The sequence below is a fragment of the Streptomyces resistomycificus genome, from assembly GCF_001514265.1.
Classification (GTDB): domain Bacteria; phylum Actinomycetota; class Actinomycetes; order Streptomycetales; family Streptomycetaceae; genus Streptomyces; species Streptomyces resistomycificus.
This window is the reverse complement of the sequence record NZ_KQ948991.1, coordinates 458,133-484,941: the sequence shown is the minus strand read 5'-3', so window position 1 is coordinate 484,941 and position 26,809 is coordinate 458,133. Positions and strand designations below refer to the sequence as shown.

The 26,809-nt window shown below is 71.9% G+C and carries 25 protein-coding genes; 14 read left to right on the top strand and 11 right to left on the bottom strand.

All coding sequences use genetic code 11. The features are described from left to right. Positions 1–42: 42 nt before the first annotated feature. The 5 genes from AQJ84_RS16660 to paaA are packed head-to-tail and all read right to left on the bottom strand — an operon-like array spanning position 43 to position 3,671. Positions 43–1,104: a 2Fe-2S iron-sulfur cluster-binding protein gene (locus AQJ84_RS16660; protein ID WP_053191468.1), complete on the bottom strand. Its 1,062-nt coding sequence runs from the start codon at positions 1,102–1,104 to the stop codon at positions 43–45. After that, complete coding sequence (gene paaD / locus AQJ84_RS16655) at positions 1,104–1,643, bottom strand: 1,2-phenylacetyl-CoA epoxidase subunit PaaD (RefSeq protein WP_030042182.1); 540 nt, start codon at positions 1,641–1,643, stop codon at positions 1,104–1,106. Before paaD ends, AQJ84_RS16660 begins: the two co-directional genes overlap by 1 nt. After that, positions 1,637–2,371: a 1,2-phenylacetyl-CoA epoxidase subunit PaaC gene (paaC, locus tag AQJ84_RS16650; RefSeq protein ID WP_053191466.1), complete on the bottom strand. Its 735-nt coding sequence runs from the start codon at positions 2,369–2,371 to the stop codon at positions 1,637–1,639. Before paaC ends, paaD begins: the two co-directional genes overlap by 7 nt. After that, positions 2,368–2,655 (bottom strand): 1,2-phenylacetyl-CoA epoxidase subunit PaaB, encoded by a 288-nt coding sequence (paaB, locus tag AQJ84_RS16645; protein WP_030042179.1) that lies wholly within the window; start codon positions 2,653–2,655, stop codon positions 2,368–2,370. The genes paaC and paaB overlap by 4 nt, the downstream gene beginning before the upstream one ends. After that, positions 2,652–3,671, bottom strand: coding sequence for a 1,2-phenylacetyl-CoA epoxidase subunit PaaA (gene paaA, locus AQJ84_RS16640; RefSeq protein WP_030042178.1), 1,020 nt, complete (start codon positions 3,669–3,671; stop codon positions 2,652–2,654). The genes paaB and paaA overlap by 4 nt, the downstream gene beginning before the upstream one ends. Positions 3,672–3,971: 300 nt before the next feature. Between paaA and AQJ84_RS16635 the strand changes: the two genes are divergently transcribed. Genes AQJ84_RS16635 through AQJ84_RS16625 form a run of 3 tightly spaced genes read left to right on the top strand, consistent with a single transcriptional unit; the run spans position 3,972 to position 7,035 of the window. Next, complete coding sequence (locus tag AQJ84_RS16635; RefSeq protein ID WP_053191464.1) at positions 3,972–4,937, top strand: DUF5819 family protein; 966 nt, start codon at positions 3,972–3,974, stop codon at positions 4,935–4,937. Further along, positions 4,934–6,280 (top strand): HTTM domain-containing protein, encoded by a 1,347-nt coding sequence (locus AQJ84_RS16630; protein ID WP_225877319.1) that lies wholly within the window; start codon positions 4,934–4,936, stop codon positions 6,278–6,280. The genes AQJ84_RS16635 and AQJ84_RS16630 overlap by 4 nt, the downstream gene beginning before the upstream one ends. After that, on the top strand, positions 6,277–7,035 hold the full coding sequence (locus AQJ84_RS16625) for a TrmH family RNA methyltransferase (RefSeq protein ID WP_030042175.1): 759 nt from the start codon (positions 6,277–6,279) through the stop codon (positions 7,033–7,035). The genes AQJ84_RS16630 and AQJ84_RS16625 overlap by 4 nt, the downstream gene beginning before the upstream one ends. A gap of 10 nt (positions 7,036–7,045) precedes the next feature. Here AQJ84_RS16625 and paaN read toward each other — a convergent pair whose 3' ends face one another. After that, complete coding sequence (gene paaN, locus AQJ84_RS16620) at positions 7,046–8,737, bottom strand: phenylacetic acid degradation protein PaaN (RefSeq protein ID WP_030042174.1); 1,692 nt, start codon at positions 8,735–8,737, stop codon at positions 7,046–7,048. 213 nt (positions 8,738–8,950) lie between these two features. Between paaN and AQJ84_RS16615 the strand changes: the two genes are divergently transcribed. Both AQJ84_RS16615 and AQJ84_RS16610 read left to right on the top strand, forming a co-directional pair. Next, complete coding sequence (locus AQJ84_RS16615; protein ID WP_030042173.1) at positions 8,951–10,468, top strand: 3-hydroxyacyl-CoA dehydrogenase; 1,518 nt, start codon at positions 8,951–8,953, stop codon at positions 10,466–10,468. Beyond that, entirely contained in the window at positions 10,465–11,055 is a 591-nt protein-coding gene (locus tag AQJ84_RS16610) for a TetR/AcrR family transcriptional regulator (RefSeq protein ID WP_030042172.1), read from the top strand. The genes AQJ84_RS16615 and AQJ84_RS16610 overlap by 4 nt, the downstream gene beginning before the upstream one ends. A gap of 1 nt (position 11,056) precedes the next feature. Here the strand turns inward: AQJ84_RS16610 and AQJ84_RS16605 are convergent, their stop codons facing one another. After that, entirely contained in the window at positions 11,057–11,542 is a 486-nt protein-coding gene (locus AQJ84_RS16605; protein ID WP_053191462.1) for an Lrp/AsnC family transcriptional regulator, read from the bottom strand. 189 nt (positions 11,543–11,731) lie between these two features. Between AQJ84_RS16605 and pdhA the strand changes: the two genes are divergently transcribed. The 6 genes from pdhA to AQJ84_RS16575 all read left to right on the top strand — a co-directional run bounded on the left by pdhA (position 11,732) and on the right by AQJ84_RS16575 (position 18,716). Then, positions 11,732–12,865, top strand: a complete 1,134-nt coding sequence (pdhA, locus tag AQJ84_RS16600) for a pyruvate dehydrogenase (acetyl-transferring) E1 component subunit alpha (protein WP_030042170.1) — start codon at positions 11,732–11,734, stop codon at positions 12,863–12,865. Beyond that, entirely contained in the window at positions 12,865–13,869 is a 1,005-nt protein-coding gene (locus AQJ84_RS16595) for an alpha-ketoacid dehydrogenase subunit beta (protein ID WP_030042169.1), read from the top strand. The genes pdhA and AQJ84_RS16595 overlap by 1 nt, the downstream gene beginning before the upstream one ends. Further along, entirely contained in the window at positions 13,869–15,269 is a 1,401-nt protein-coding gene (locus AQJ84_RS16590; RefSeq protein ID WP_030042168.1) for a dihydrolipoamide acetyltransferase family protein, read from the top strand. The genes AQJ84_RS16595 and AQJ84_RS16590 overlap by 1 nt, the downstream gene beginning before the upstream one ends. Positions 15,270–15,334: 65 nt before the next feature. Further along, entirely contained in the window at positions 15,335–16,249 is a 915-nt protein-coding gene (locus AQJ84_RS16585; protein ID WP_030042167.1) for an NTP transferase domain-containing protein, read from the top strand. Further along, positions 16,246–17,622, top strand: a complete 1,377-nt coding sequence (locus AQJ84_RS16580; protein ID WP_030042166.1) for a molybdopterin molybdotransferase MoeA — start codon at positions 16,246–16,248, stop codon at positions 17,620–17,622. Before AQJ84_RS16585 ends, AQJ84_RS16580 begins: the two co-directional genes overlap by 4 nt. After that, a complete protein-coding gene (locus AQJ84_RS16575; protein ID WP_030042165.1) occupies positions 17,619–18,716 on the top strand; it encodes a potassium channel family protein in 1,098 nt (365 codons plus the stop codon). The genes AQJ84_RS16580 and AQJ84_RS16575 overlap by 4 nt, the downstream gene beginning before the upstream one ends. Positions 18,717–18,744: 28 nt before the next feature. On the opposite strand, the gene AQJ84_RS16570 is transcribed toward AQJ84_RS16575, so the two are convergent. Next, positions 18,745–19,593 carry an ABC transporter permease gene (locus tag AQJ84_RS16570; protein ID WP_030042164.1) on the bottom strand — a complete coding sequence of 283 codons (849 nt, stop codon included), beginning with the start codon at positions 19,591–19,593 and terminating at the stop codon, positions 18,745–18,747. Then, positions 19,590–20,618, bottom strand: coding sequence for an ATP-binding cassette domain-containing protein (locus tag AQJ84_RS16565; protein WP_030042163.1), 1,029 nt, complete (start codon positions 20,616–20,618; stop codon positions 19,590–19,592). Before AQJ84_RS16565 ends, AQJ84_RS16570 begins: the two co-directional genes overlap by 4 nt. Before the next feature lie 146 nt (positions 20,619–20,764). Here AQJ84_RS16565 and AQJ84_RS16560 point away from each other — a divergent pair, with 146 nt between their 5' ends. Further along, positions 20,765–21,745 (top strand): NAD(P)H-quinone oxidoreductase, encoded by a 981-nt coding sequence (locus AQJ84_RS16560; protein ID WP_030042162.1) that lies wholly within the window; start codon positions 20,765–20,767, stop codon positions 21,743–21,745. A gap of 36 nt (positions 21,746–21,781) precedes the next feature. On the opposite strand, the gene AQJ84_RS16555 is transcribed toward AQJ84_RS16560, so the two are convergent. Continuing rightward, positions 21,782–22,441 carry a hypothetical protein gene (locus AQJ84_RS16555; protein WP_157874957.1) on the bottom strand — a complete coding sequence of 220 codons (660 nt, stop codon included), beginning with the start codon at positions 22,439–22,441 and terminating at the stop codon, positions 21,782–21,784. A 168-nt stretch (positions 22,442–22,609) separates the two neighbouring features. Here AQJ84_RS16555 and AQJ84_RS16550 point away from each other — a divergent pair, with 168 nt between their 5' ends. After that, the gene (locus tag AQJ84_RS16550) at positions 22,610–23,152 is read left to right on the top strand and encodes a bacterial proteasome activator family protein (protein ID WP_030042160.1); all 543 of its coding nucleotides are present in this window, start codon (positions 22,610–22,612) and stop codon (positions 23,150–23,152) included. A gap of 81 nt (positions 23,153–23,233) precedes the next feature. Here the strand turns inward: AQJ84_RS16550 and AQJ84_RS16545 are convergent, their stop codons facing one another. Then, positions 23,234–24,874, bottom strand: coding sequence for a protein kinase domain-containing protein (locus AQJ84_RS16545; RefSeq protein WP_030042159.1), 1,641 nt, complete (start codon positions 24,872–24,874; stop codon positions 23,234–23,236). A 334-nt stretch (positions 24,875–25,208) separates the two neighbouring features. Here AQJ84_RS16545 and AQJ84_RS16540 point away from each other — a divergent pair, with 334 nt between their 5' ends. Further along, on the top strand, positions 25,209–26,777 hold the full coding sequence (locus AQJ84_RS16540; protein ID WP_053191458.1) for a protein kinase domain-containing protein: 1,569 nt from the start codon (positions 25,209–25,211) through the stop codon (positions 26,775–26,777). Positions 26,778–26,809 lie beyond the last annotated feature (32 nt).

The following is a 26,809-nucleotide window of genomic DNA, read 5'->3' as shown; positions in this document are numbered from 1 at the left end:
GGGACTGATCGGGAAGGGACCGATCAGGGAAGACGGTTGGTCCTACCTGTCGAAGTCCAGTTCCACCCGCTCCGTCACCGGATGCGACTGGCACGCCAGCACGTAGCCCGCCTCCGTCTCCTCCGGTTCCAGCGCGAAGTTGCGGTCCATGCGCACCTCGCCGTCGACCAGGAAGGCCCGGCAGGTCCCGCACACCCCTCCCTTGCAGGCGTAGGGCGCGTCGGGCCGGTTGCGCAGCACGGTCTCCAGGAGCGACTCGCCCTGCTGGACCGGCCAGCTCCCGCCGCGGCCGTCGAGCCTCGCCGTCACGGTGCTGTGCGCGGGAGCGGGCGCTGTGGTCACGGGGGCGGTGGCGTCCACATGGAAGATCTCCTCGTGGATCCGGGCGCGGGAGACGCCGAGCTCCCGCAGCGCCCGCTCGGCGCCCTGGACCAGCCCGTACGGTCCGCACAGGAACCATCCCGCCACGTCCCCCACGGGCAACATCGCTGGCAGCAGGCCGCCGAGCCGCTCCTGGTCGAGCCGCCCGGACGGCAGTCCTGCCTGCTGTTCCTCCCGGGACAGCACCGTGACCAGGTGCAGCCGCTGCGGATAGCGGTCCTTGAGGTCGGCGACCTCCTCCAGGAACATCGTCGAGGCGGACGTGCGGTCGCTGCGGATCAGGCAGAACCGGGCCTCCGGCTCACGCGCCAGCAGCGTCGACACGATCGACAGCACCGGGGTGATGCCGCTGCCGCCCACGACGGCCGCGTACAGACCGGGTGCCGGGTCGAGGGTGAAGCGTCCCGCCGGGATCATCACCTCCAGCTCGTCGCCGATGTTGATCTCCTTCAGCGCGTACGTGGAGAACGCGCCGCCGTCGACCAGCCGCACCCCGACGCGCAGGCTGCGCGGGCCCGCGCCGTCCGGTGCCGGTGCGGGCGAGCAGATGGAGTAGGTGCGCCGGATCTCCGTACCGTCCACCGTGCGCCGCAGGGCGAGATGCTGGCCGGGGGCGTGCCGGTACTCCTCGCGCAGTGCCTCCGGCACGCTGAAGGTCAGGGCCACGGAGTCGTCGGTGAGCCGGTCGACCGCGGCCACGGGGAGCGCGTGGAAGCGGGCCATCACAGCTCCTTGAAGTGGTCGAAGGGTTCACGGCACGACAGACACCGCCGCAGCGCCTTGCACGCGGTGGAGGAGAAACGGCTGAGCAGTTCGGTCTCGGCGGAGCCGCAGTGTGGGCAGCGGACGGGGTCGGCTGCTTCCCCGGCCTCCTGGGCGAGCGTGCGGGTCGGACCCAGCCGCAGGCCCACCGGCTCCGCCACCCGGCCGGCGCGCGGCGGGGCGATGCCGAACTCCCGCAGCTTGCGGCGGCCTTCGTCGGTGATGTCGTCCGTCGACCAGGCGGGTGCCAGAACCTTGCGCACGGTGACGTCCCGGACGCCGTGTTCGTGCAGGACCCGCTCTATGTCCAGGGCCATCGCCTCGACGGCCGGGCAGCCGGTGTACGTAGGGGTCAGCTCGACCTCGACCGAGTCGGGGCCGTGGGCGTGCACCGCGCGCAGCACGCCCAGCTCCAGGAGGGTGAGCACGGGCAGTTCGGGGTCGGGGACCGCACCGGCGACCTCCAGGAGCTCCGCCTCCAGTGCGGTGGTGGTCACCATGACGCCCCCGGATGGCTGCGGTGCAGGTGCTGCATCTCGGCGAGCATCCGCCCGAAGGACTCGGTGTGCAGGCCCTGCCGGCCCGCCCCGGCCGCCCACGCACCGGACCGCGGTCCCTCCGGAACGGCGAGGGTGGCGCGGCGCAGCACGTCCGTGACAGACGCCGCCCAGGCCGACTCCAGAGCCGGCAGGTCGACGTCGAGCCCCGCCACCGGCTGGAACATCTCCCCGGTGAACCGCCACAGAGCCGCGCACGCCCGCTGCATCCGCTGATGGCTGACGTCCGTGCCGTCACCGAGCCGCAGGGTCCACTGTTCGGCGTGGTCGCGGTGGTAGGCGACCTCCTTGACGGCCTTGGCGGCGAGCGGCGCGAACAGGCCGTCGCCGGCGGCCAGTTCGGTGTAGAGCAGGTACTGGTAGGTGGAGAAGTACAGCTGGCGGGCGATGGTGTGGGCGAAGTCGCCGTTGGGCTGCTCCACCAGTTGGAGGTTGGTGAAGGCGCGCTCCTCGCGCAGATACGCCAGTTCGTCCTCGTCGCCGACCAGCGACAGCAGCACGCGGGCCTGGCCGAGCAGGTCCAGGGCGATGTTGGCGAGGGCGACCTCCTCCTCGAGGACGGGGGCGTGGCCGGCCCACTCGCCGAGGCGGTGCGAGAGCACCAGCGCGTCGTCGCCGAGGGCGAGGGCGGCCGAGGTCACGGTCGCATCCGTGGTCACGTCCGTGCTCACAGGTGCTTCACCCCCTCCGGGATCTCGTAGAACGTCGGGTGCCGATAGGGCTTGTCGGCGGACGGTTCGAAGAACGGGTCCTTCTCGTCGGGTGAGGACGCGGTGATCACGGACGACGGGACGACCCAGATCGAGACGCCCTCGCCGCGCCGGGTGTACAGATCACGGGCGTTGCGCAGCGCGAGCTCCGCGTCCGGTGCGTGCAGGCTGCCCGCGTGGGTGTGCGAGAGGCCGCGGCGGGAGCGCACGAAGACCTCCCACAGAGGCCAGTCGGTGTTCGTCATGCCTGCTCCACTCCCCTTCCCGCGCTGTGCTTGTCCGCGTACGCCACGGCCGCCTCCCGCACCCAGGCGCCCTCCTCGTGGGCCCGCCTGCGCTGCGTGATCCGCTGTTCGTTGCAAGGTCCGTTGCCCTTGAGGACGTCCCAGAACTCCGTCCAGTCGATCGGGCCGAAGTCGTGGTGCCCCCGCTCCTCGTTCCACGTCAGGTCCGGGTCGGGGAGGGTGAGGCCGAGGGACTCGGCCTGGGGGACACAGATGTCCACGAAGCGCTGGCGCAGCTCGTCGTTGGAATGCCGCTTGATCTTCCACGCCATCGACTGGGCCGAGTGCGAGGACTCGTCGTCGGGCGGGCCGAACATCATCAGCGAGGGCCACCACCAGCGGTCCACCGCGTCCTGCGCCATCGCGTGCTGCTCGGGGGTGCCGCGGCTGAGGGCCAGCAGCAGCTCGTACCCCTGGCGCTGGTGGAAGGACTCCTCCTTGCAGATGCGGACCATCGCGCGCGCGTAGGGCCCGTAGGAGCAGCGGCACAGGGGAACCTGGTTGGTGATCGCGGCGCCGTCCACCAGCCAGCCGATCGCGCCGACGTCCGCCCAGGTCAGCGTCGGGTAGTTGAAGATCGAGGAGTACTTCTGGCGGCCGGTGTGGAGCTTGTCGAGCAGTTCGTCCCGGCCGGTGCCGAGGGTCTCGGCCGCGCTGTAGAGGTAGAGCCCGTGCCCGGCCTCGTCCTGGACCTTGGCCATCAGGATGGCCTTGCGGCGCAGAGAGGGCGCGCGCGTGATCCAGTTCGCCTCCGGCTGCATGCCGATGATCTCGGAGTGGGCGTGCTGGGCGATCTGCCGGACGAGGGTCGCGCGGTAGGCGTCGGGCATCCAGTCGCGTGGCTCCACGCGCTCGTCGGCGGCCACGGCGGCGTCGAAGGCCGTCTCGTACCCGGCGGTGTCGCCGGCGTCGGCCGGTGTGCCGCCATGAGCGTCGTACGCCGATGTGCGCGCCGTCTGGTGCGCTGCTGTCGCCATGAGGCCCCCTCGATCTGGACTCTGCCGGCACCTGCTCCCGACCGATCGTTCGGTTCGTGCGATTCCATGGTGAGACGGGCGCCGTAAGGTGTCAACCGCTGTGGATAACCTGCGGGCTGCCCCGAGCGGCGTCTGTGGACAACCGTGGTGGCCGCGCGAAGGGTCCGTTGGGGGCTGTGCCGGGCGCGCGGGCCTGAGTACCGTTCCGTGCGAGCGTCGCGGGAGTGGTGGCGCGTGGGCGGCCCGACCGCCTCACGGCAGGGCGACCGGAAGACGGACCGGGATCGGAATCGGGGCGGAATGGACGTGCACGACGGAGGCCCGAACGCCCCGCGAGGGCCGGGCGAGCCGGGCACCGCGCCCGCGGAGTCGGTCATCGAGCCGGAGCGGGCCATCGAGCCGGAGCGGGCCACCGAGCCGGAACAGGTCATCGAGCCGGAGCGGGCCATCGAGCCGGAGCGGGCCACCGAGCCGGAACAGGTCATCGAGCCGGAGCAGGTCATCGAGCCGGTGCTCGACACCCGGCCGGCTTCCGATCCGTCCGCGTACGCCCCCACGGCCCCCCGGATCCCGCGGACCCCCCGGGTCCCCCGGGGCCCCTTGGACCCCGCCACCCCCCGAACCGGTGTCACCGCCCTCGGCTTTCGCTACCAGATAGTCGTCGCCGTGGCCCTCGCGGTCGTCGCGGTCGCCGTATGTGTCCACATCGGCATGGTGTTCCTGCACGTCGCGCCGTCGAACACGCTGTCAAAGCAGCACGGCAAGGCGATCGAGGAATGGATCTACCCGGAGTTCGAGCAGAACTGGAAGCTGTTCGCGCCGAACCCCTTGCAGCAGAACATCGCGGTGCAGGTCAGGGCCCAGATAGACACCGCGGAGGGCGGGGTGCGGACGACCGGCTGGTACGACCTCTCCGCCGAGGACGGCCGGGCCATCGACGGCAACCTGCTGCCGAGCCACACCCAGCAGAACGAGCTGCGCAGGGCCTGGGACTTCTTCGTCGCCACGCACGACAGCGACAACCGCCCGGTGGGCCTGCGCGGCTCCCTCTCCGAGACCTACCTGCGCCGCATCGTGCTGCTGCGGCTGGAGCGCGAGGACGCGGTCGGGAAGGGTGGGGTGGTCGATCTCGTCCAGATACGCTCCCGCACCACCAACGTGCGTCCGCCGGAGTGGAGCGAGGAGAAGGTGTCGGACCAGCCGTCGTACCGGGTGCTGCCCTGGTGGTCGGTTCTGCGGGACGGCGTCGAGGAGGACGTGAAGTGAACCGTTTCGCGCTCTGCCTCTCCTCCGCCATCGCCCGGGTCACCGAGTCCGCCCTCGGCCCGTACCAGTCCGCCGTGATCCGCATGGGCTTCAGCGCGACCTGGCTGCTGTTCCTGCTGCGTGAGTTCCCCCACCGCCAGGAGATGTACGGCCCCGACGGCCCCTGGAGCTGGGATCTCGCCCAGCAGCTGACCTCGACCAACGGTGCCTTCACCGCCCTGATGTGGTCCGACGGACGGCTGTGGTTCGAGATCGTCTACGCGCTCGCCGTGCTGACCGGCGCCCTGCTGCTGCTGGGCTGGCGCACCCGCACGATGTCCGTGCTGTTCATGGTGGGCGTGCTCTCGCTGCAGAACCGCAGCATCTTCATGGGGGACGGCGGCGACAACGTCCTGCACCTGATGTGCATATACCTGGTCTTCACACGCTGCGGACAGGTGTGGTCGCTGGACGCGCGCCGGGCTCGGCTCGCAGACGAGGCACGCGCGCGTGGGGAGGACGTTCCCGACCGGACCGGCCCTGCGCTGTGGGGCGTGCTCGGGCTGACGCTGACGGCGGTGTCCCTGTCGGGCCGGCTCTTCGAGGGCGAACCCTTCGTGCCGCTGCTGCTGTGGACCGTCTGGCTCGCGCAGGCCCTGTGGTGGTTCACAGGACGCCGAGCGGCGAACGGCGAGCCGCGCATCCTGCTCGACGTCGTCGCCAACATCGTCCACAACGGCGCCCTGTTCGTGATCATGGCCGAGGCCTGTCTGATCTACGCGACGGCGGGCTGGTACAAGATCCAGGGCTCGCGCTGGCAGGACGGCACCGCCGTCTACTACCCCCTGCACCTCGACTACTTCTCCCCCTGGCCCGCCCTCGCCGACGTGCTGGCGTCCAGCGGCACGATGGTCATGCTGGTGACGTACGGCACCGTCGTCGCGCAGGTCGCCTTCCCCTTCACGCTGTTCAACCGGCGGGTCAAGAACGTCCTGCTGGCGGCGATGATGATCGAGCACGCCGCGATCGCCGTCCTCCTCGGGCTGCCGTTCTTCTCCCTGGCCATGATCGCCGCCGACGCGGTCTTCCTGCCCACGTCGTTCCTGCGCAGGCTCGGCGGCTGGGCAACGCGCGCGCGTGGACGCCTGACCCCGGGAACAGGCACGAGAACGGGCACGGGCACGGGCCGTACGACACTGCCGAAGCCGCGCGCGCCCGAGCCCTCCGAGCCCGCCGGGACCGGGAAGGACGCGGGGGACGCTGAGGACGCGAACGAAGCGAACGAAGCGAACGAAGCGAACGAAGCGAACGAAGCGAACGACGCGGGGGAGGCCGGGGAGGCGCCCGTAGGCTTCAGGGCATGAGCGCCCCCGACCCCCTCGACGTCTGGCACCGGCTCGCCGGGACCTCCGTGCTGCTCGACGGCTTCCACGCCCTCAAGCACGCGCTGCGCTTCGGCGCCGAGGTCCCGGTGGCGGTCACCGCCGACCGGACCGCCGCGCTCGCCCTCGCCGACGAGCTGGCGGCGGACGTACGGGACACGCTGGAGGAGCTCCTGACAGAGGTCCCGGAGCCGGCGTACCGGAGTCTGGTCCCGCGCCCGCACCCCACCGCCGTCGCGGCGCTGGCGGTACGACCGTCCCGTGCGGCCGGCCTGGAGAGGCTGGCGCGCCTGCCCCGCAGCGCGCCCGTGGTGGTCCTCGACCACCCGCGCAACCTGGGCAACGCGGGGGCCGTGATCCGGCTGGCCGCCGGTTTCGGGGCGACCGGGGTGGTCACCACCGGAACCCTCGACCCCTGGCATCCCACGGTGGTCCGCGGCGGCGCCGGGCTGCACTTCGCGACCACCGTGGAACGGCTGACCGTCGACGAGCTGCCGCCCGGGCCCGTGTTCGCGCTCGACCCCGAGGGCGAGGACATCCGCGCCACCAAGCTCCCGGACGACGCCGTGCTCGCCTTCGGCTCGGAACGCAGCGGGCTGTCGGCCGGGCTACGCGCGCGTGCCGACCATCTGGTGGCGCTGCCGATGCGCCCCCAGGTCTCCAGCTACAACCTCGCCACCAGTGTGGCCATGACGCTGTACCACTGGAGCGCCACCGGGGGCGCGCAGGCCGTCTGAGCCGCGGGCTCTAGGCCTCCCGGCGGACCTCCACCACCCGGAAGCGGTTCGCCACGAACGCCCCGTCGGTGAGCGCCGAGTTGGCGGCCGGGTTGCCGCCCGAGCCGTGGAAGTCGGAGAAGGCGGCGGTCTGGTTGACGTACACCCCGCCCGTGAGGTTCAGCGAGAGCTGGGCGGCCTCCTCCAGACAGACCTCCTGGACGGCCTGCTCGACCTCCTCGTCCGTGGTGTACGCGCCGACCGTCATCGCGCCCTTCTCGCGGATCGTGCGGCTCAGCAGTTCCACCGCGTCGGCGGCCGAGTCGACCGCGACGGCGAAGGACACGGGACCGAAGCACTCGCTCATGTAGGCGGCCTCGTCGTCCGGCTTGGCGCCGTCCAGCTTGACGATCACGGGCGTGCGGACGACCGCCTCCGGGAACTCCGGGTTGGCGACCTCCCTGGAGGCGAGGGCGACCTCACCGAGGCCCGACGCGGCCTCCAGGCGGGCCTTGACGTCCGGGTTGACGATCGCGCCGAGCAGCGCGTTGGCGCGGGCGTCGTCGCCGAGCAGGCCGTCGACCGCGCGGGCGAGGTCGGCCACCACCTCGTCGTAGGACCTCGGGCCCTCCTCCGTGCGGATGCCGTCGCGGGGGACGAGCAGGTTCTGCGGAGTGGTGCACATCTGGCCGCTGTACAGGGACAGCGAGAACGCCAGGTTGGACAGCATGCCCTTGTAGTCGTCCGTCGAGTGGACCAGCACCGAGTTGACGCCGGCCTTCTCCGTGTAGACCTGCGCCTGGCGGGCGTTGGTCTCCAGCCAGTCGCCGAACGTCGTCGAGCCGGTGTAGTCGATGATCCGGATCTCGGGCCGGGTGGCCAGGGTCTTGGCGATGCCCTCGCCGGGCCGCTCGGCGGCCAGCGTGACCAGGTTCGGGTCGAAGCCGGACTCGGTGAGGACCTGGCGCGCCACCTGGACGGTCAGCGCGAGCGGCAGCACCGCGCGCGGGTGGGGCTTGACCAGGACCGCGTTGCCGGTGGCCAGGGAGGCGAACAGGCCCGGATAGCCGTTCCACGTCGGGAAGGTGTTGCAGCCGACGACCATGGCGATCCCGCGTGGGACCGGCGTGAACCGCTTGGTGAGCGCCAGCGGGTCGCGCTTGCCCTGGGGCTTGGTCCACTCGGCCGTGTCGGGGGTGCGGACCTGCTCCACGTACGCGTAGGCCACCGCCTCCAGGCCGCGGTCCTGCGCGTGCGGGCCGCCCGCCTGGAACGCCATCATGAAGGCCTGGCCGGAGGTGTGCATGACCGCGTGCGCGAACTCGTGCGTCCGGTCGCTGATCCGCTTGAGGATCTCCAGGCACACCAGCGCGCGTGTCTCCGCGCCCGCGTCCCGCCACGCCCGCTGCCCGGCCTTCATGGCGGGCAGCAGCTCGTCGAGGTCCGCGTGCGGATAGCTCACGCCCAGCTCGACGCCGTACGGCGAGACCTCGCCGCCCACCCAGTCGTCGGTGCCGGGCTGGCCGAGGTCGAGGCGGGAGCCCAGCAGGGCGTCGAAGGCGGCCTTGCCCGCCGCCATGTCCAGGCTGCCGTTCTCCCCGTAGGCCTTGGGGTGTTCGGGGTGCGGGGACCAGTACGCGCGTGTGCGGATCGCTTCCAGCGCCTGGTCGAGGGTGGGCCGGTGCTTGGCGATCAGATCGTGCGCGGTGAGTTCGGCGGCCATGCGGGACCAACTCCTCGTCTCAAGAACTCTTCGTCGAGCTCATGACCTGGGCAGAAACAGGGGCGGGAAATCAGGAGGCGCGGCGCGAGGCGCCGCGGTCGGGGTCGTGGCGGGTGACGGGCAGGCCAGTCAGAGTTAGAGTAACCGAACGATCGGTCGGGACAAGGGGGTCCGCCGCATCCGTGGCAGACCCCGTGCGGGAGGATCGCGCACATGACAGCACTCGACCTCAGCAGCCCCGTGGCCGTCGTCGGCACCGGCACCATGGGCCAGGGCATCGCCCAGGTCGCGTTGGTCGCCGGCCATTGCGTACGGCTGTACGACGCCGCTCCCGGGCGTGCCCAGGAGGCGGCCGACGCGATCGGCGCGCGCCTCGACCGGCTCGTCGAGAAGGACCGGCTCGGCACCGCCGACCGGGACGCCGCACGCGCCCGTCTGCTGCCCGCCGAGGACCTCGCCGACCTCGGTGACTCCGCCCTGGTCGTCGAAGCCGTCCTGGAGCGCCTGGACGTCAAGCAGGAGCTGTTCCGGGCGCTGGAGGAGGTCGTCGGCGAGGACTGTCTGCTCGCCACCAACACCTCGTCCCTGTCCGTCACGGCCATCGGCGCTGCCCTGCGCAATCCCGGCCGCTTCGTGGGCCTGCACTTCTTCAACCCCGCGCCTCTGCTGCCGCTCGTGGAGGTCGTCTCGGGGTTCGCCACCGACGTCACGTCGGCCACGCGCGCGTACGAGATGGCCCGCTCCTGGGGCAAGACCCCGGTCGCCTGCGCCGACACCCCCGGCTTCATCGTCAACCGGATCGCGCGGCCCTTCTACGCCGAGGCCTTCGCGGTGTACGAGGCCCAGGGCGCCGAGCCCGCCACCATCGACGCCGTGCTGCGCGAGTGCGGCGGGTTCAAGATGGGCGCCTTCGAACTCACCGACCTCATCGGCCAGGACGTCAACGAGTCGGTCACCCACTCCGTGTGGCAGGCCTTCTTCCAGGACGTGCGCTTCACCCCGTCGCTCGCCCAGCGGCGCCTGGTGGAGTCGGGCCGGCTCGGCCGCAAGACCGGCCACGGCTGGTACGACCACTCCGCGGACGCCGACCGTCCCGAGCCACACACCGCGGAACCGGCCCAGCCGCCCGCGTACGTCGTCGTGGAGGGCGACCTGGGCCCCGCGTCCGAACTGCTCGCCCTGATCCGCGAGGCGGGCATCCCCGTCCGCGAGGACGACGAGGACCACGGCACCCGCCTGGTGCTGCCGAGCGGCGGCCAGCTCGCCCTCGCCGACGGACAGACCTCGGTCGAGTTCCGGGACGTCGTCTACTTCGACCTCGCGCTCGACTACCGCCGGGCCACCCGCATCGCCCTGTCCGCCTCCCAGGACACCTCCCAGCAGACCCTCGCCGAGGCGACCGGCCTCTTCCAGGCGCTCGGCAAGCAGGTCAGCGTCATCGGCGACGTACCCGGCATGATCGTCGCCCGCACGGTCGCCAGGATCGTCGACCTCGCGCACGACGCCGTCGCCAAGGGTGTGGCCACCCGGGAGGACATCGACACCGCGATGCGGCTCGGGGTCAACTACCCGCTGGGCCCCTTCGAGTGGAGCCGCAGGCTCGGCCGCAACTGGGCCTACTCCCTCCTCGACGACCTGCACCTGCGCGACCCCTCCGGGCGGTACGCGCCGTCCCTCGCGCTGTACCGCCACGCGTACGCCACCGACAAGCGGGAGGGCAGCACCTCATGACGACCGCCAAGCGCGACACGTACACCCCGGAGACGCTGCTGTCCGTCGCCGTCCAGGTCTTCAACGAGCGCGGCTACGACGGCACCTCCATGGAGCACCTCTCCAGGGCGGCCGGCATCTCCAAGTCGTCGATCTACCACCATGTCTCCGGCAAGGAGGAACTGCTGCGCCGCGCCGTGAGCCGGGCGCTGGACGGACTCTTCGGGATCCTCGACGAGGAGCACGCGCGCGTGGGGCGGGCCGAGGGGCGCCTGGAGCATGTCGTGCGGCGCATGGTCGAGGTGCTCATCGCCGAACTGCCCTACGTGACCCTGCTGCTGCGCGTGCGCGGCAACACCGACACGGAGCGGTGGGCGCTGGAGCGGCGCCGCGACTTCGACCACCGGGTCGCCGAGCTGCTGAAGGCGGCCGCCGCCGACGGGGACGTGCGGGCGGACGTGGAGGTACGGCTGGCGACCCGCCTGGTCTTCGGGATGATCAACTCCATCGTGGAGTGGTACCGGCCGGACGGGCGGGGCATGAACGAGCGGGACGTGGCCGACGCGGTGGTGCAGCTGGTCTTCGGGGGACTGCGCGAGGCCGGGTGACTCAGCCCTGCGGCTCCAGGTCCTCCTCCTCGAAGACCAGCAGCGTGCGGGTGCTGAGCACCTCCGGGATCGCCTGGAGCCGGGTCAGCACCAGCTCGCGCAGCGCCCGGTTGTCGGACGTGTGCACCAGGAGCAGCACGTCGAAGTCACCGCCCACCAGGGCGATGTGCGAGGCGCCGGGCAGCTGTCTGAGCTGCTCGCTCACCGTGCGCCAGGAGTTCTGGACGATCTTCAGGGTGATGTAGGCGGAGGTGCCCTGACCCGCCCGTTCATGGTTGACGCGGGCCCCGAAGCCGCGGATCACGCCGTCCTCGATGAGGCGGTTGATACGGGCGTAGGCGTTGGCGCGCGAGACATGCACCCGTTCGGCGACCGACCTTATGGACGCGCGGCCGTCCGCCTGGAGCATCTGCAGGATGTCCAGATCGATGGCGTCGAGCGGACGGGCGGGCGGCGGCGGGCCGCTGCCGCCCGGGCTCTCGGCCATTTGTTCAGATGCCATGTGCCCCCGCCTCTCCACCATGGACGTACTGCGTTCATTCCAGGCTGTGCAGAACCGTTTGTCCACAGCCTGAGGGTGCGTGTAGCCAAAATGTGCCGACGACCGAACAATCGGTAGGTGAGGCGCATCACACCCGTGGCGCGCCTGAAGCCGCTTCCACGAGGAGGTGCCGTCATGACGGTCATGGAGCAGCGGGGCGCGTACCGGCCATCGCCGCCGCCCGCCTGGCAACCCCGCACCGACCCCGCGCCGCTGCTGCCCGACGCCGCGCCCCACCGCGTCCTCGGCACCGAGGCCGCCGCCGAGACCGACCCCGCCCTGCTGCGCCGGCTGTACGCCGAGCTGGTGCGGGGCCGCCGGTACAACGCGCAGGCCACCGCGCTCACCAAGCAGGGCCGGCTCGCCGTCTACCCCTCCAGCACCGGCCAGGAGGCCTGCGAGGTGGCCGCCGCGCTGGTCCTCGAGGACCGCGACTGGCTCTTCCCGAGCTACCGCGACACGCTCGCCGTCGTCGCCCGTGGCGTGGACCCCGTGCAGGCCCTCACCCTGCTGCGCGGCGACTGGCACACCGGCTACGACCCGCGCGAGCACCGCGTGGCCCCGCTGTGCACCCCGCTCGCCACCCAGCTCCCGCACGCCGTCGGTCTCGCCCACGCCGCCCGCCTCAAGGGCGACGACGTGGTCGCGCTGGCGATGGTCGGGGACGGCGGCACCAGCGAGGGCGACTTCCACGAGGCGCTGAACTTCGCCGCGGTCTGGCAGGCACCGGTCGTCTTCCTCGTACAGAACAACGGCTTCGCGATCTCCGTCCCGCTCGCCAAGCAGACCGCGGCCCCGTCGCTGGCCCACAAGGCCGTCGGCTACGGCATGCCCGGCCGCCTGGTCGACGGCAACGACGCCGCCGCCGTGCACGAGGTCCTCGCCGACGCCGTGCGCCACGCGCGCGCGGGCGGCGGTCCCACGCTGGTGGAGGCCATCACCTATCGGGTCGAGGCCCACACCAACGCCGACGACGCGACCCGCTACCGCGGCGACGCCGAGGTCGAGACCTGGCGCGGACACGACCCGATCGCCCTCCTGGAGCACGAGCTGACCGAGCGCGGCCTGCTCGACGAGGCCGGTGTCCAGGCCGCGCGCGACGCCGCCGAGACCATGGCCGCCGACCTGCGCGAGCGCATGAACCAGGACCCGCTGCTCGACCCCATGGACCTGTTCGCCCACGTGTACGTCGAGCCCACCCCGCAACTGCGGGAACAGCAGGCCCAGCTGCGTGCGGAGATCCAGGCCGAACGGGAGGGGACACACTGATGACCACCGTCGCCCTCAAACCGGCCACCATGGCGCAGGCCCTCACGCGCGCGATGCGCGACGCGATGGCCGTCGACCCCACCGTGCACGTCATGGGCGAGGACGTCGGCACCCTCGGCGGTGTCTTCCGGGTCACCGACGGACTCGCCAAGGAGTTCGGCGAGGACCGCTGCACGGACACCCCCCTGGCCGAGGCGGGCATCCTCGGCACGGCCGTCGGCATGGCGATGTACGGACTGCGTCCCGTCGTGGAGATGCAGTTCGACGCCTTCGCGTACCCCGCCTTCGAGCAGCTGATCTCGCACGTCTCCCGGATGCGCAACCGCACCCGCGGCTCGATGCCCCTCCCGCTCACCATCCGCGTCCCCTACGGCGGCGGCATCGGCGGAGTCGAGCACCACAGCGACTCGTCCGAGGCGTACTACATGGCGACTCCGGGCCTGCACGTCGTCACGCCCGCCACCGTCGCGGACGCCTACGGGCTGCTGCGCGCCGCCATCGCCTCCGACGACCCGGTCGTCTTCCTCGAGCCCAAGCGCCTGTACTGGTCCAAGGACACCTGGAACCCGGACGACCCGCAGACCGTTGAACCGATAGGCCGCGCGGTGGTGCGGCGCTCGGGCCGGAGCGCCACACTCGTCACGTACGGGCCGTCCGTGCCCGTCTGCCTCGAAGCCGCCGAGGCGGCCCGGGACGAGGGGTGGGACCTCGAAGTCGTCGACCTGCGCTCCCTGGTGCCGTTCGACGACGAGACGGTCTGCGCCTCGGTACGGCGGACCGGGCGAGCGGTCGTCGTACACGAGTCGGGCGGGTTCGGCGGACCGGGCGGGGAGATCGCGGCACGGGTCACGGAGCGCTGCTTCCATCATCTGGAGGCACCGGTGCTGCGCGTGGCCGGGTTCGACATCCCCTATCCGCCGCCGATGCTGGAGCGTCACCACCTGCCCGGCGTGGACCGGATCCTGGACGCCGTGGGGCGCCTGCAGTGGGAGGCGGAAGGCTGATGGCACAGGTGCTGGAGTTCAAGCTCCCCGACCTCGGTGAGGGGCTGACCGAGGCGGGCATCGTCCGCTGGCTGGTCCAGGTCGGCGACGTCGTCGCCGTCGACCAGCCGGTCGTCGAGGTCGAGACGGCCAAGGCGATGGTGGAGGTGCCCTGCCCCTACGGCGGCGTGGTCACCGCCCGCTTCGGCGAGGAGGGCACGGAACTGCCCGTCGGCGCCCCGCTGCTGACGGTCGCGGTGGGCCCTGCCGCCGCCGACGGCCGGACCGAGGGCTCGGGAAACGTGCTGGTGGGATACGGCACCTCGGAAGCACCGGCGCGCAGGCGCCGGGTACGGCCGGGGCAGCCCGTGCCGACGGCCGCGTCGGCCAACGGGCACCTCGACGCCCCCGCGGCGCCCGAGGAGGGCGTCACCACCGCAGTCGCCCCCGACGGGCGCGTCCCCGGCCTCGAGCCGGCGGACGGCCCGGTCCCGGTGATCTCACCGCTGGTGCGCAGGCTCGCCCGGGAGAACGGCCTCGACCTCAGGGAGCTGACCGGCTCAGGCCCCGACGGGCTGATCCTGCGGGCGGACGTCGAGTACGCACTGCGGGCCGCCGCCGCGCAGGGCCGGGCCGCGGTGCCGACCGCCGGGACGCACGCCCCCGCGACCCCGGCCCCCACCACCGAGGCGCCCGCGCCCGCGCCGCCTCTCCCCTCCGCGACAGCCGCCGGCAGCACCCGCATCCCCCTCAAGGGCATGCTTGGCGCCGCCGCCGACAAGCTCTCCCGCAGCCGTCGTGAGATCCCGGACGCCACCTGCTGGGTGGACGCCGACGCCACGGAACTCATGCGGGCCCGCACCACGATGAACGCCGGCGGCGGGCCGAAGATCTCCCTCCTCGCCCTGCTGGCCCGCATCTGCACCGCGGCGCTGGCCCGGCACCCCGAGCTCAACTCCACCGTGGACATGGAGGCCAGGGAGATCGTCCGGCTGGACGCCGTGCACCTCGGGTTCGCCGCGCAGACCGAGCGGGGGCTCGTCGTACCCGTCGTCAGGGACGCGCACACCCGGGACGCGGAGTCGCTGACCGCGGAGTTCGCCCGGCTGACCGAGGCCGCCCGGGCCGGCACCCTCACCCCCCGGGAACTCACCGGCGGCACCTTCACGCTGAACAACTACGGCGTGTTCGGGGTCGACGGCTCCACACCGATCATCAACCACCCCGAGGCCGCCATGCTCGGCGTCGGCCGCATCATCCCCAAGCCCTGGGTGCACGAGGGCGAGCTGGCGGTGCGCCAGGTCGTCCAGCTCTCGCTCACCTTCGACCACCGGGTGTGCGACGGCGGCACGGCGGGCGGCTTCCTGCGGTACGTGGCGGACTGCGTGGAACAGCCGGCGGTCCTGCTGCGCACACTCTGATCACGCTGTGATTGCGTCGCCGCTCTCACATTCCCTGTGATCGCGGCGGCACGCATACTCGGGGGGTGACCGCCCACCAGCCGCCGCCCGCTGTCGCCGAGTACGACGCCGTCGTGCTCGCCGGCGGTGCCGCCCGGCGGCTCGGCGGGGCGGACAAGCCCGGTGTGCGGGTGGGCGGACGGGCACTGCTCGACCGGGTGCTGGCCGCCTGCGCCGACGCGCGTGCCACCGTCGTCGTCGCCGACCCCAGGCCGACCGCGCGCCCCGTGACGTGGGCGCGCGAGGAGCCGCCCGGCGGCGGGCCGGTGGCCGCACTCGACGCGGGTCTGCGGCACACCACCGCCGAGGACGTCGTCGTACTCTCCGCGGACCTGCCGTTCCTCGGCGAGATGACGGTACGGCGGCTGCTGGGCGCCCTGCGGACTTCCGGCGCCGACGGTGTGCTGCTCACCGACGCCGACCACCGCGACCAGCCGCTCGTGGCCGCCTACCGCGCGTCCGCCCTGCGCCGCGAGCTCGCCGCATGCGCCGCGGAGTCCGGCGGCGCCACCGGGCTGCCCCTGCGCCGGCTCACCGCCGGTCTCGAACTCACCCGCGTCCCCGACGCCGTCGCGTCCTTCGACTGCGACACCTGGGACGACATCGCCACCGCCAGGGCACGCATCAGGGAGCATGGGCACGTGTTGGATGAATGGATTTCCGCAGTCAAGGACGAGCTGGGCATCGACCTCGACGTCGACACCGGTCTGCTGCTGGACCTCGCCCGTGACGCCGCCCACGGCGTGGCCAGGCCGGCGGCACCCCTGACCACCTTCCTCGTCGGCTACGCGGCCGCACGGGCCGGCGGAGGACCCGAGGCGGTGGCCGAGGCGTCCCGCAAGGCCGCGGCCCTCGCCGTCCGCTGGGCCGAGGAGTCCGCCGCCGCCGAGCCGGACGCGGCTGAGGACGCCGCCCCCGACACCCGCCCGGACGCCGGATGACCGCCCGCGCCGCCCGGACCGGCGAGGACGCCGAGGACTCCGAGGACCTCGACGTGGAGGAGGTACTCGCCCTCGTGAACGAAGCCCACGGCCACCCTGTCGGCGGCCACGTGCCCGCCCCCGCCCCGCGGGCCGGCCGCCAGGAGGCCGCTCGCCGACCGGCGCCCCGCCACCGGGCCACCCCCTGGCCCGAGGCCCGCGCGACCGCCGCCCGCGCCGCCGCCCGCACAGCCCACCGCGCCCCGGTCTCCGTCACCCTCGACGACGCCCTGGGCCTCACCCTGGCCGCACCCCTCAGCGCCCTCACCGACCTGCCCTCCTTCGACACCTCCGCCATGGACGGCTGGGCGGTCGCCGGCCCGGGCCCCTGGGCCGTCCGGGACGAGGGGGTGCTGGCCGGGCACGCGGAGCCCGATCCACTCACCGACGGCGAGGCCGTCCGGATCGCCACCGGCGCCCGCATCCCCCTCGACACCACCGCCGTCCTGCGCAGCGAGCACGGCCGGACCGACGACAAGGGCCACCTCCACACCACCCGCGAGATGGCGCACGGCCAGGACATCCGCCCGCGCGGCCAGGAGTGCCGCAGCGGTGACCAACTGCTGCCGGCCGGCACCCTCGTCACCCCGGCGGTGCTGGGTCTCGCCGCCGCCGCCGGATACGACACCGTGACCGCGGTGCCGCGCCCCCGGGTCGAAGTCCTCGTCCTGGGTGACGAGTTGCTCACCGAGGGCAGACCGCACGACGGTCTGATCCGGGACGCGCTGGGCCCGATGCTCCCGCCCTGGCTGCGCGCACTCGGCGCCGAGATCGTCGCCGTACGGCGGCTCGGCGACGACGCCAAGGCACTCCACAAGGCCCTCACCGCCTCGGCTGCCGACCTGATCGTCACCACCGGGGGTACCGCCTCCGGCCCGGTCGACCACGTCCACCCCACCCTGCGGCGCATCGGCGCCGAACTCCTGGTCGACGGCGTCGATGTGCGCCCCGGCCACCCCATGCTGCTGGCGCGTACCAAGGAGGGCCAGCACCTCGTCGGCCTGCCCGGCAACCCGCTCGCGGCCGTTTCCGGCCTGCTCACCCTCGCCGAGCCGCTGCTGCGCGCCCTGGCGGCCCGTCCCGCCCCGGAGCCGTACACACTGCCGCTACGGGACGAGGTGCACGGGCATCCGGACGACACCCGGCTCATCCCCGTGGTCCTGCGCGGTGACAGTGCCGTGCCCCTGCACTACAACGGCCCGGCGATGCTCAGGGGCATCGCGGCGGCCGACGCCCTGGCCGTCGTACCGCCGGGCGGGGCTCGGCCCGGTCAGGAGACGGAACTGCTCGACCTGCCCTGGGCCACAGCCGGAATCGGGGTGTGTTTCACGTGAAACTTCCGGGTCAAGACGCGATCGCCCGTCAGGCGGACGAGCATCTTGTGACGCATCGGGTGATGCTCCCCCGCAAGGTGGTGGAACACCCGTTCCGGCAGGTGGCCAGGCGGGTCATCATGGCGCTGTTGCTGCTCGTGACCACGGCCCTGATCGTCTACGCCGACCACGACGGCTACAACGACAGCTCCGACGGCTCCGTCGACTTCCTGGACGCCTTCTACTACGCGACCGTCACCCTCTCGACCACGGGTTACGGTGACATCACGCCGGTCAGTGACGCCGCCCGCTTCACCAACATCTTCGTCATCACACCGATGCGCGTGCTGTTCCTGATCATCCTGGTCGGTACCACGCTGGAGGTCCTCACCGAGCGCACGCGTGAGGAGTGGCGACTCAACCGCTGGAGGTCCACCTTGCGTGACCACACCGTCGTCGTCGGCTTCGGCACGAAGGGACGCTCGGCGATCCAGACCGTGTGCGCGACGGGGCTGAAGAAGGAGCAGGTCGTCGTGGTGGACCCGAGCTCCAAGGTGATCGACGCGGCGACCGCGGAGGGATACGCCGGGGTCGTCGGGGACGCCACCCGCAGCGAGGTCCTCAAGCGGGCCGAGGTGCACAAGGCCCGGAAGATCATCATCGCGACCCAGCGCGACGACACGGCCGTCCTCGTCACGCTCACGGCCCGGCAGCTCAACAAGGCCGCGAAGATCGTCGCCGCGGTGCGGGAGGAGGAGAACGCCCCGCTCCTGAAGCAGTCCGGCGCCGACGCGGTGATCACCAGTGCCAGCGCCGCCGGCCGGCTCCTCGGCCTGTCCGTGCTGAGCCCCGCGGCCGGCATGGTGATGGAGGACCTCATCCAGCAGGGCAGCGGGCTCGACATCGTGGAGCGGCCGGTCATAAAGGCCGAGGTGGGCAAGAAACCGAGGGAGACGGACGACCTGGTGGTGAGCGTCATCCGCGGACACCGGGTGCTGGGCTACGACGACGCGGCCGTCGGCACGCTGGAGCTGACGGACCGGCTGATCACGATCGCGCGGGCGACGCCGGGCTCGCAGATCGCGCCCGACGTCCGCCCGCTGCCGCGCGGCTGATCAGTCGAGGCTGATCGGCCGCGGCTGATCACTTGCGGTTGTACAGCCGCATCGTGATCGGCCCGAAGACCGCGATGAACAGGCCGGCCCAGCCGAGCGACCAGGCGACCTCGGCGGCCGGCCAGTCACCCGCCATCAGGCCGCGCACCGCCGACGCCACATGGGTCACCGGGCTGTTGTTGACGAACGCCTGCAGCCAGCCCGGCATGGTCTTCGGATCGACGAAGACGTTGGACAGGAAGGTCAGCGGGAAGATCACCATCATGCTGACGCCCATCACCGACTTCTCGGTGCGCAGCATCAGCCCGAACATCGTCCAGATCCACGAGAACGCGAACGAGAACACGACCAGCAGCGCGATCCCGGCGAGCACTCCGCCGACCCCGCCGTCCGGCCGGTAGCCGAGGAGCATGCCGACCGTGAGCATCACCACGGACGCGATCGTGTAGCGCAGGGCGTCGCCGAGCAGATAGCCGACCATGACCGACGGCCGCCAGATCGGCAGGCTGCGGAACCGGTCGAAGACACCCTTCTCGATGTCGGTGTTCACCGAGACGCCGGTGTACATCGTGATCATCACGACCGACATCACCAGGATGCCCGGCAGCAGGAACTGGATGTACTCCTTCGGGGACCCGGCCAGGGCGCCCCCGAACAGGTACGTGTACATCAGCACCATCATGATCGGGAACGCCGTCACGTCGAAGAGCTGTTCCGGCACATGCTTGATCTTGAGGATGGCCCGCCAGCCGAAGGTCAGCGAGGCAGACAGGGCGCTGGGCCGGGGCGGCCGCTCTCCCGCGACGAGCAGCGCGGCGAGGGAATCGGCACGGACCGGGGCGAGGTCCTTGGTCTCCGTGGTCGTCGCGGTGCTCATGCCGCCACCTCGTCCTTCGAGTCGTTCGCGTCGTCGGCGTCGTGCGCGTCACGGGTGTCGTGACCGGTCAGGGCTAGGAAGACCTCGTCCAGGCTGGGCTGGCCCAGGGAGAAGTTGTCGACTACGACACCGGTGCGGGCCAGCTCGGCGAGTGCCCGGGCCGCCTGCTCGGCCGCCCCCTGCCCGTTCGCCGCCCCGCCGCCGACGCGGGCCGTCAGGGCGACCGGGTCGGGTTCCAGCTGCACGTCGGCCTCCAGGGCCAGCCGCAGCACCTCCTCCGCCTGTGGCCGTTGCGCGGGATCGCGTAGGCGCAGATGGACGGAACCGGCGCCGACGGACGCCTTCAGCTCTCCCTTGGTGCCCTCGGCGATGACCTTGCCCTGGTCGATGACGGCGATCCGGGACGCCAGCTGGTCGGCCTCGTCCAGGTACTGCGTGGTCAGCAGCACGGTGGTGCCCTGGGCGACCACCGCTCGCACGATGTCCCACACCTGGTTGCGGCTGCGCGGGTCCAGGCCGGTCGTCGGCTCGTCGAGGAAGAGCAGGTCGGGGGTATTGAGGATGGAGGCGGCGATGTCGATCCGGCGCCGCATGCCGCCGGAGTAGTGCTTGACCTGCTTCGCGGCCGCGTCCGTGAGGCCGAAGGCCTCCAGAAGCTGCCCGGCACGCTCGCGTGCGGCCTTCTTGTGGTGTCCGAGGAGCCGGCCCAGCAGGACCAGGTTCTCGGCGCCGGTGAGGTCCTCGTCCACCGAGGCGTACTGACCGGTCAGGCTGACCCGGCTGCGGACCTCGTCGGCCTCGCGGACGACGTCGTGCCCGAAGACGTGGGCCTCGCCGCCGTCCGGTCGGAGCAGGGTGGCGAGCATTTTGACGGTGGTGGTCTTTCCGGCGCCGTTCGGGCCGAGAACGCCGTAGACCGTGCCGGCCGGCACCGCGAGGTCGACTCCGTCGACGGCCCGTGTCTCGCCGAACGTCTTCACCAGGCCTGAGGTCTCGATGGCCAGGCCGGACGTGTGCTGGCTCATGGTGGTTGTCCTTCCGCGCACTTGGGTTACGCATGGGGAGACCTTTACGGTCGCGCAAACTCATCGGTCGCGCACAGGAATTTCTCAGGGATCGGCCGAAGGACCGACACGGGTCCGACCGTGGACCGAGGGGTAGCGTCCCCCTCATGCATGCGATCACGATTCCCGAACCTGGTGGACCCGAGGCGCTGGTGTGGGGCGAGGCCCCTGATCCCGTGGCCGGCGAGGGCGAGGTCCTGGTCGAGGTGGCGGCCAGTGCCGTCAACCGCGCCGACATCCTGCAGCGGCAGGGCTTCTACGACCCGCCGCCCGGGGCCTCCCCCCACCCCGGTCTGGAGTGCTCCGGACGCATCGCCGGGATCGGCCCCGGCGTCTCCGGCTGGAACGTCGGCGACGAGGTGTGCGCGCTGCTCGCGGGCGGCGGCTACGCCGAGAAGGTCGCCGTCCCGGCCGGCCAGCTGCTTCCCGTGCCCAAGGGCGTCGGCCTGCACCAGGCCGCCGCGCTGCCCGAGGTGGTGGCCACCGTCTGGTCGAACGTGTTCATGATCGCCCACCTGCGTCCCGGCGAGACCCTGCTCGTGCACGGCGGCTCCAGCGGCATCGGCACCATGGCGATCCAGCTCGCCAAGGCGGTCGGCGCCAAGGTCGTGGTCACGGCGGGCACGAAGGAGAAGCTGGAGCGCTGCGCCGAGCTGGGCGCGGACGTCCTGGTCAACTACCGGGAGCAGGACTTCGTCGAGGAGGTCGCACGGGCCACCGACGGGGCGGGCGCCGACGTGATCCTCGACAACATGGGCGCCAAGTACCTCGACCGCAACGTCAAGGCCCTCGCCGTCAACGGCCGGCTCGCGATCATCGGCATGCAGGGCGGCGTCAAGGCCGAGCTGAACATCGGCGCACTCCTGCGCAAGCGCGCCGCGATCAGCGCGACCTCCCTGCGTGCCCGCCCGCTCGAGGAGAAGGCGGCGATCGTGGCGGCCGTACGCGAGCACGTGTGGCCGCTGATCGACGCCGGTCACGTACGCCCGATCGTCGACCGCGAACTCCCGATGAGTGACGCGGGCGCCGCGCACCGGGTCGTGGAGGAGAGCGGCCACATCGGGAAGGTCCTCCTCGTCACGCCGTAGCACCAGTGATGCGGGACCTGCCGCAGGGCCTGAGGATCAGGAGGCCGCCCGCCGCACCCGCAGTGCGACGAAGGCGAGACCCATGCCGAGTCCCACCAGGATCAGCCCGCTGCCGAGAGGCAGGATCCGCAGTGCGGGCTCGGCGGGCCCTTCGGCTCGGTCCACGGTCTGCTCGGCGGGCGGCCGCGGCTGACCGGGAGGCACGGCGGCGGTCTCGAACGGCGGCCGCGGTACGGCGGTGTCGTCGCCGTCCGCCCGGCTGTCGAGGCCACTGTCCGCGCCCTCGTCGGCGCCTTCGTCCGCGCGCTGCCCCGCGCCCTCGTCGGTGTCCTGCTCGCCCTCGCCCTCTTCCTCCGGTACGGCGGCGTCCGTGTCCACCGGCTCCGCCCGCGCCGGCTCGTCCCGGCGCCCCGGTCGCTCGCGCCCCTCGCCCGGCCGGCTCCCGGCCCGGGACGGCTCGGCGTCGGGGGAGACCCGGGGAGAGGTCGAGGCCCGCCAGGGCCCGGGCGCCGGTTCGGAGCCGGAGTCCGGACGGTGGTCGGCGGCCGGACGGTGGTCGGAGGCGGACGGGGGCGCGGAGGCCGAAGCGGCGGCGGTGGGCGACCACCGGGCGGCGTACGACGACCCGCCTCCGTACGGCAGGACGACCGCCGCCACGATCAGCACCCCTGTCACGCGCATCGATGTCAAGCGCATCGATCGCAGCCTTGAAGTCACGGAACAATCCTGGCACCAGCCCATGTTTCCGGCATTTCATGCTGCTCCAGAGGATCGATGCGAAGGCCGAGACCCCTGGAAACGGTGGATCAGCCCTTAACGGGGGCACCACGGTGATGAGGTGTACACGTGCGAGAGAATGGCGGCATGGAGATGCCGAGGAACGAACGGTCGCCGGAGAACCCCCAGATCCTGGTCGTGGGCCAGGACGGAATGGCTCTCGGCGGTGGAGGCGACGAGGACTCCCGCGAGGTTCCGGTGACGGAGATGGTCGAGCAGCCGGCGAAGGTCATGCGGATCGGAAGCATGATCAAGCAGCTGCTCGAAGAGGTCCGCGCGGCTCCCCTGGACGAGGCGAGCCGGGTCCGGCTCAAGGAGATCCACGCCAGCTCGGTGAAGGAGCTGGAGGACGGGCTTGCTCCCAATCTCGTCGAGGAGCTGGAGCGGCTCTCCCTGCCCTTCACGGACGAGGGTGTTCCCAGCGACGCGGAACTGCGGATCGCCCAGGCCCAGCTGGTCGGCTGGCTGGAGGGTCTCTTCCACGGGATCCAGACCACCCTGTTCGCCCAGCAGATGGCGGCGCGTGCCCAGCTGGAGCAGATGCGCCGGGCCCTCCCGCCGGGCGTCGGCGGCCTCGAGGGCGGCGACGACCCGCGCGCGGGCGGCCGTTCGGGCGGCCCCTACCTGTAGGCCAGGCAACCCGACCACGGACGCGAAGGGCCCGGCAGCCATCGGCTGCCGGGCCCTTTCACCGCTCTCACCTCACCGGCGTCACGCCGGGTTGCCCGTGGAGATCTCGAACTGCATCTCCGGCGGCTTCTTCGGGTCGAAGTCCGTCCCCGCGGCGGGGTACTGCTTCATGACGGTGCCGTCGCCGTAGGTGTTCTCGTCCACGGATGTCTTGTCGTACTGCCACCCGGCCGCCTTGAGGCAGTCCAGGACCGAGTCCCAGTTCTTGAACGAGAAGTCCGGCATCCGCACCTGCTCGGGGTCGTTGTACGACTCCTCCGGTTCCGTGCACTCGGTCTTCTCGACCGTCTTCGCCGTGTCCGGTCCGCGGTAGCCCTCCGCCTTGGTCGCGGAGGCCGACGCGCTGGTGGTGCCGCCGGCGCTCGGGTCGTCGCTTCCGCCGCTGTTCATCAGCAGCGCCGCGACCAGCCCGCCGACCGCGATCAGCGACACCACGACCGACCCGATGATCACGGGCCGGTTGCCCTTGTTGCCGCCGCCGGAGGCGGTCGAGGCCGTCTGGGGCGTCATGTTGTACGGCGGCGGGGTCGAGTGGTGCTGCTGCGCGTACGGGGCCGGACCGGGCGTCTGGTAGCCGGCCTGCTGCGGGTAGCCGTACGCCGGAGCGGGCGCCGACGGCTGCGGGGTGCCGTACGAGTGGGGCGCCGGTGTCGGCTGGTACGGCGTCTGGACGCTGCCCATCTGTCCCGGCGTCGCCTGGTCGACCGGCGGGAACACGGCGGAGCCGACACCCGAGCCGCTCTGCGCGGGCGCGCCCGGGACGATGCTCGGCGCGGCGGCCTGGAAGGACGCGGCCACCCGCAGGCACTCGTCGCGCATGGCCTCGGCGCTCGGGAAGCGCTCGTTCGGGTTCTTCTTCAGGGCGCGGGCGATCAGTGCGTCCACGGCCGGCGGCAGGGCACGGTTGATCGAGGAAGGGGCCACCGGCTCCTCCTGCACGTGCGCGTACGCGATCGCCAGCGGCGAGTCGGCGTCGAACGGCAGCCGACCGGTGACCAGTTGGAACAGCATGATGCCGACCGAGTACAGGTCGGAGCGGGCGTCGACGCCCCGGCCCAGGGCCTGCTCCGGCGACAGGTACTGCGGGGTGCCGACGACCATGCCGGTCTGGGTCATCGAGGTGACGCCGGACTGCATGGCACGGGCGATGCCGAAGTCCATCACCTTGACGACGCCGCGCTTGGTCATCATCACGTTGCCCGGCTTGATGTCGCGGTGGACCAGGCCCATCTCGTGGCTGATCTCCAGCGCGGCGAGCACGTCCGCGGTGATCTTCAGGGCCTTGTCGGCGGGCATCGCGCCGAACTGCCGCACGTCCGCGTTCAGGACCGAGCCGAGCGGCTTGCCCTCGACGTACTCCATGACGATGTACGGCATCGTGGAGCCGTCCAGATCGTCCTCGCCGGTGTCGAAGACCGAGACGATGTTGGTGTGCGTGAGCTTGGCCACGGCCTGGGCCTCGCGGCGGAAGCGCTCGCGGAAGGCCTGTTCCCGGCCCAGCTCGGTGTGGAGGGTCTTGATGGCGACCTGGCGGTCGAGCACGGAGTCGTACGCGAGGTGCACCGAGGCCATGCCGCCTTCGCCGAGCAAGTCGCGCAGCTGATAGCGGCCGCCGGCGATCGCCCGCCCCGCGTACCTGCCCTGTGCGCCGTCCTGGCTCATGTCTCTGCGTCCCCCGTAGGCCTTCAGGCGCCGTGCGTGCCATTGATCCAAAGTGCTATTCCCGGCCAAGTCTGCCGGAGGGTACGGACACGTCAAGCGCGGTGCCCGTTCCGTGACCGTACGCGAAAGAAAGGTCGCGCAAGCGTTACAGCGGGCGTACGCCCGGTACACAGAATTTGCACGCCGGCACTTACTACGGGTTTGATGGCCGGTCCGTCACGGGCCGGTCCCCGGGGTCTTCCCGGACCGGAGGCTTGCGCGGAGGCTGTAGCGTGGCCGACGGAGACCGTAACAACACCGCGCGCACCGCGGGCAGAAACGACGGCGAGGACTGATGGCACAGCAGCAGCGCGCTCAGGGCCCGTCCGACCCCGAGGCGACTGGCGGCGGGATGTCAGATGCGCCGGAACTGTGGGGTAACGGCGGACTGGTCGGCGACGGCCGATATCGGATGACCCGCAGACTCGGCCGGGGCGGCATGGCCGAGGTCTTCGCCGCCGAGGACGTCCGCCTCGGACGCACCGTGGCGGTCAAGCTGCTGCGCGCCGACCTCGCCGAGGACCCCGTCTCCAAGGCCCGCTTCACGCGCGAGGCACAGTCGGTCGCCGGGCTCAACCACCACTCGATCGTCGCCGTGTACGACTCCGGCGAGGACTTCGTGGGCGGCCAGTCCGTCCCCTACATCGTGATGGAGATCGTCGAGGGGCGGACCATCCGCGACCTCCTCCTCAACGCCGAGGCGCCGGGCCCCGAGCAGGCCCTCATCATCGTCTCGGGCGTCCTCGAGGCGCTCGCCTATTCGCACCAGCACGGCATCGTGCACCGCGACATCAAGCCGGCCAACGTCATCATCACGCACAACGGCGCGGTGAAGGTGATGGACTTCGGCATCGCCCGTGCCCTGCACGGCGCGTCCACGACGATGACCCAGACCGGCATGGTCATGGGCACCCCTCAGTACCTCTCCCCGGAGCAGGCCCTCGGCAAGGCCGTCGACCACCGCTCCGACCTGTACGCCACGGGCTGCCTGCTCTACGAACTGCTCGCGCTGCGCCCGCCGTTCACCGGCGAGACCCCGCTGTCGGTCGTCTACCAGCACGTCCAGGACATCCCGACGCCTCCGTCGGAGGTCTCCGACGCCGTCCCGCCGGAGCTCGACGGGCTCGTCATGCGCTCGCTGGCGAAGGAGCCGGACGACCGTTTCCAGACAGCCGAGGAGATGCGCGGCCTGGTCCAGTACGGCCTGCAGATGCTGTACGAGCAGGGCGGCCACACCGGCACCTGGAACACCGGCCCCGTCGACATGCACGACGGCCGGCAGACCCCGGCGGCGGGCTTCGCGGGCACCGCCGTGCTGCCGCACCCCGACGCCTCCGGCACCACGCAGATCCCGCAGCCGATCCTGCCCGCCGGCTACGGCGGCGGGGACGACGGCGGCTTCGAGGGGGGCGGCAACCGGGGCAGCGGCCGCGGCAAGCTGTGGATCCTCGCCGTGCTCGCGGTGATCGCCATCGCGGCGGGCGTCGCACTCGCGCTCAACAACGGTGGCGGCAACGGGGGCGGCACGGACACCACCAAGTCGCCGACCACCTCGCAGACCACCGACGACCAGACGGCCAGCGAGACGCCGAGCGACGACACGAGCGACCAGCCCACGGACACCTCCACGGACGACGGCACGGGCACGGGCGGTCCCGGCTACACACCGTCGGACACGCCCTCGTACTTGCCGTCGCAGCCCGTCACCGAGGAGCCGACGACCGAACCGACGGAGGAGCCGACCACCGAGGAGCCCACGGAGGAGCCGACCACCGAGGAGCCCACGGAGGAGCCGACCACCGAGGAGCCCACGGGCGACTCGCTCGTGGGCGGTGCGGGAAGCGGCGGCAGCACCGGAGGCTGATCGTCAGGCTGACCCCAGCGGCATACGCGCGC

Bases quoted from the DNA above. Each gene is read 5' to 3' on its own strand.
- AQJ84_RS16660 (WP_053191468.1), bottom strand. From the start codon at position 1,104: ATGGCCCGCTTCCACGCGCTCCCCGTGGCCGCGGTCGACCGGCTCACC.
- paaD (WP_030042182.1), bottom strand. From the start codon at position 1,643: ATGGTGACCACCACCGCACTGGAGGCGGAGCTCCTGGAGGTCGCCGGT.
- paaB (WP_030042179.1), bottom strand. From the start codon at position 2,655: ATGACGAACACCGACTGGCCTCTGTGGGAGGTCTTCGTGCGCTCCCGC.
- paaA (WP_030042178.1), bottom strand. From the start codon at position 3,671: ATGGCGACAGCAGCGCACCAGACGGCGCGCACATCGGCGTACGACGCT.
- AQJ84_RS16635 (WP_053191464.1), top strand. From the start codon at position 3,972: ATGGACGTGCACGACGGAGGCCCGAACGCCCCGCGAGGGCCGGGCGAG.
- AQJ84_RS16625 (WP_030042175.1), top strand. From the start codon at position 6,277: ATGAGCGCCCCCGACCCCCTCGACGTCTGGCACCGGCTCGCCGGGACC.
- paaN (WP_030042174.1), bottom strand. From the start codon at position 8,737: ATGGCCGCCGAACTCACCGCGCACGATCTGATCGCCAAGCACCGGCCC.
- AQJ84_RS16615 (WP_030042173.1), top strand. From the start codon at position 8,951: ATGACAGCACTCGACCTCAGCAGCCCCGTGGCCGTCGTCGGCACCGGC.
- AQJ84_RS16610 (WP_030042172.1), top strand. From the start codon at position 10,465: ATGACGACCGCCAAGCGCGACACGTACACCCCGGAGACGCTGCTGTCC.
- AQJ84_RS16605 (WP_053191462.1), bottom strand. From the start codon at position 11,542: ATGGCCGAGAGCCCGGGCGGCAGCGGCCCGCCGCCGCCCGCCCGTCCG.
- pdhA (WP_030042170.1), top strand. From the start codon at position 11,732: ATGACGGTCATGGAGCAGCGGGGCGCGTACCGGCCATCGCCGCCGCCC.
- AQJ84_RS16595 (WP_030042169.1), top strand. From the start codon at position 12,865: ATGACCACCGTCGCCCTCAAACCGGCCACCATGGCGCAGGCCCTCACG.
- AQJ84_RS16590 (WP_030042168.1), top strand. From the start codon at position 13,869: ATGGCACAGGTGCTGGAGTTCAAGCTCCCCGACCTCGGTGAGGGGCTG.
- AQJ84_RS16580 (WP_030042166.1), top strand. From the start codon at position 16,246: ATGACCGCCCGCGCCGCCCGGACCGGCGAGGACGCCGAGGACTCCGAG.
- AQJ84_RS16570 (WP_030042164.1), bottom strand. From the start codon at position 19,593: ATGAGCACCGCGACGACCACGGAGACCAAGGACCTCGCCCCGGTCCGT.
- AQJ84_RS16565 (WP_030042163.1), bottom strand. From the start codon at position 20,618: ATGAGCCAGCACACGTCCGGCCTGGCCATCGAGACCTCAGGCCTGGTG.
- AQJ84_RS16560 (WP_030042162.1), top strand. From the start codon at position 20,765: ATGCATGCGATCACGATTCCCGAACCTGGTGGACCCGAGGCGCTGGTG.
- AQJ84_RS16555 (WP_157874957.1), bottom strand. From the start codon at position 22,441: ATGCGCTTGACATCGATGCGCGTGACAGGGGTGCTGATCGTGGCGGCG.
- AQJ84_RS16550 (WP_030042160.1), top strand. From the start codon at position 22,610: ATGGAGATGCCGAGGAACGAACGGTCGCCGGAGAACCCCCAGATCCTG.
- AQJ84_RS16545 (WP_030042159.1), bottom strand. From the start codon at position 24,874: ATGAGCCAGGACGGCGCACAGGGCAGGTACGCGGGGCGGGCGATCGCC.
- AQJ84_RS16540 (WP_053191458.1), top strand. From the start codon at position 25,209: ATGGCACAGCAGCAGCGCGCTCAGGGCCCGTCCGACCCCGAGGCGACT.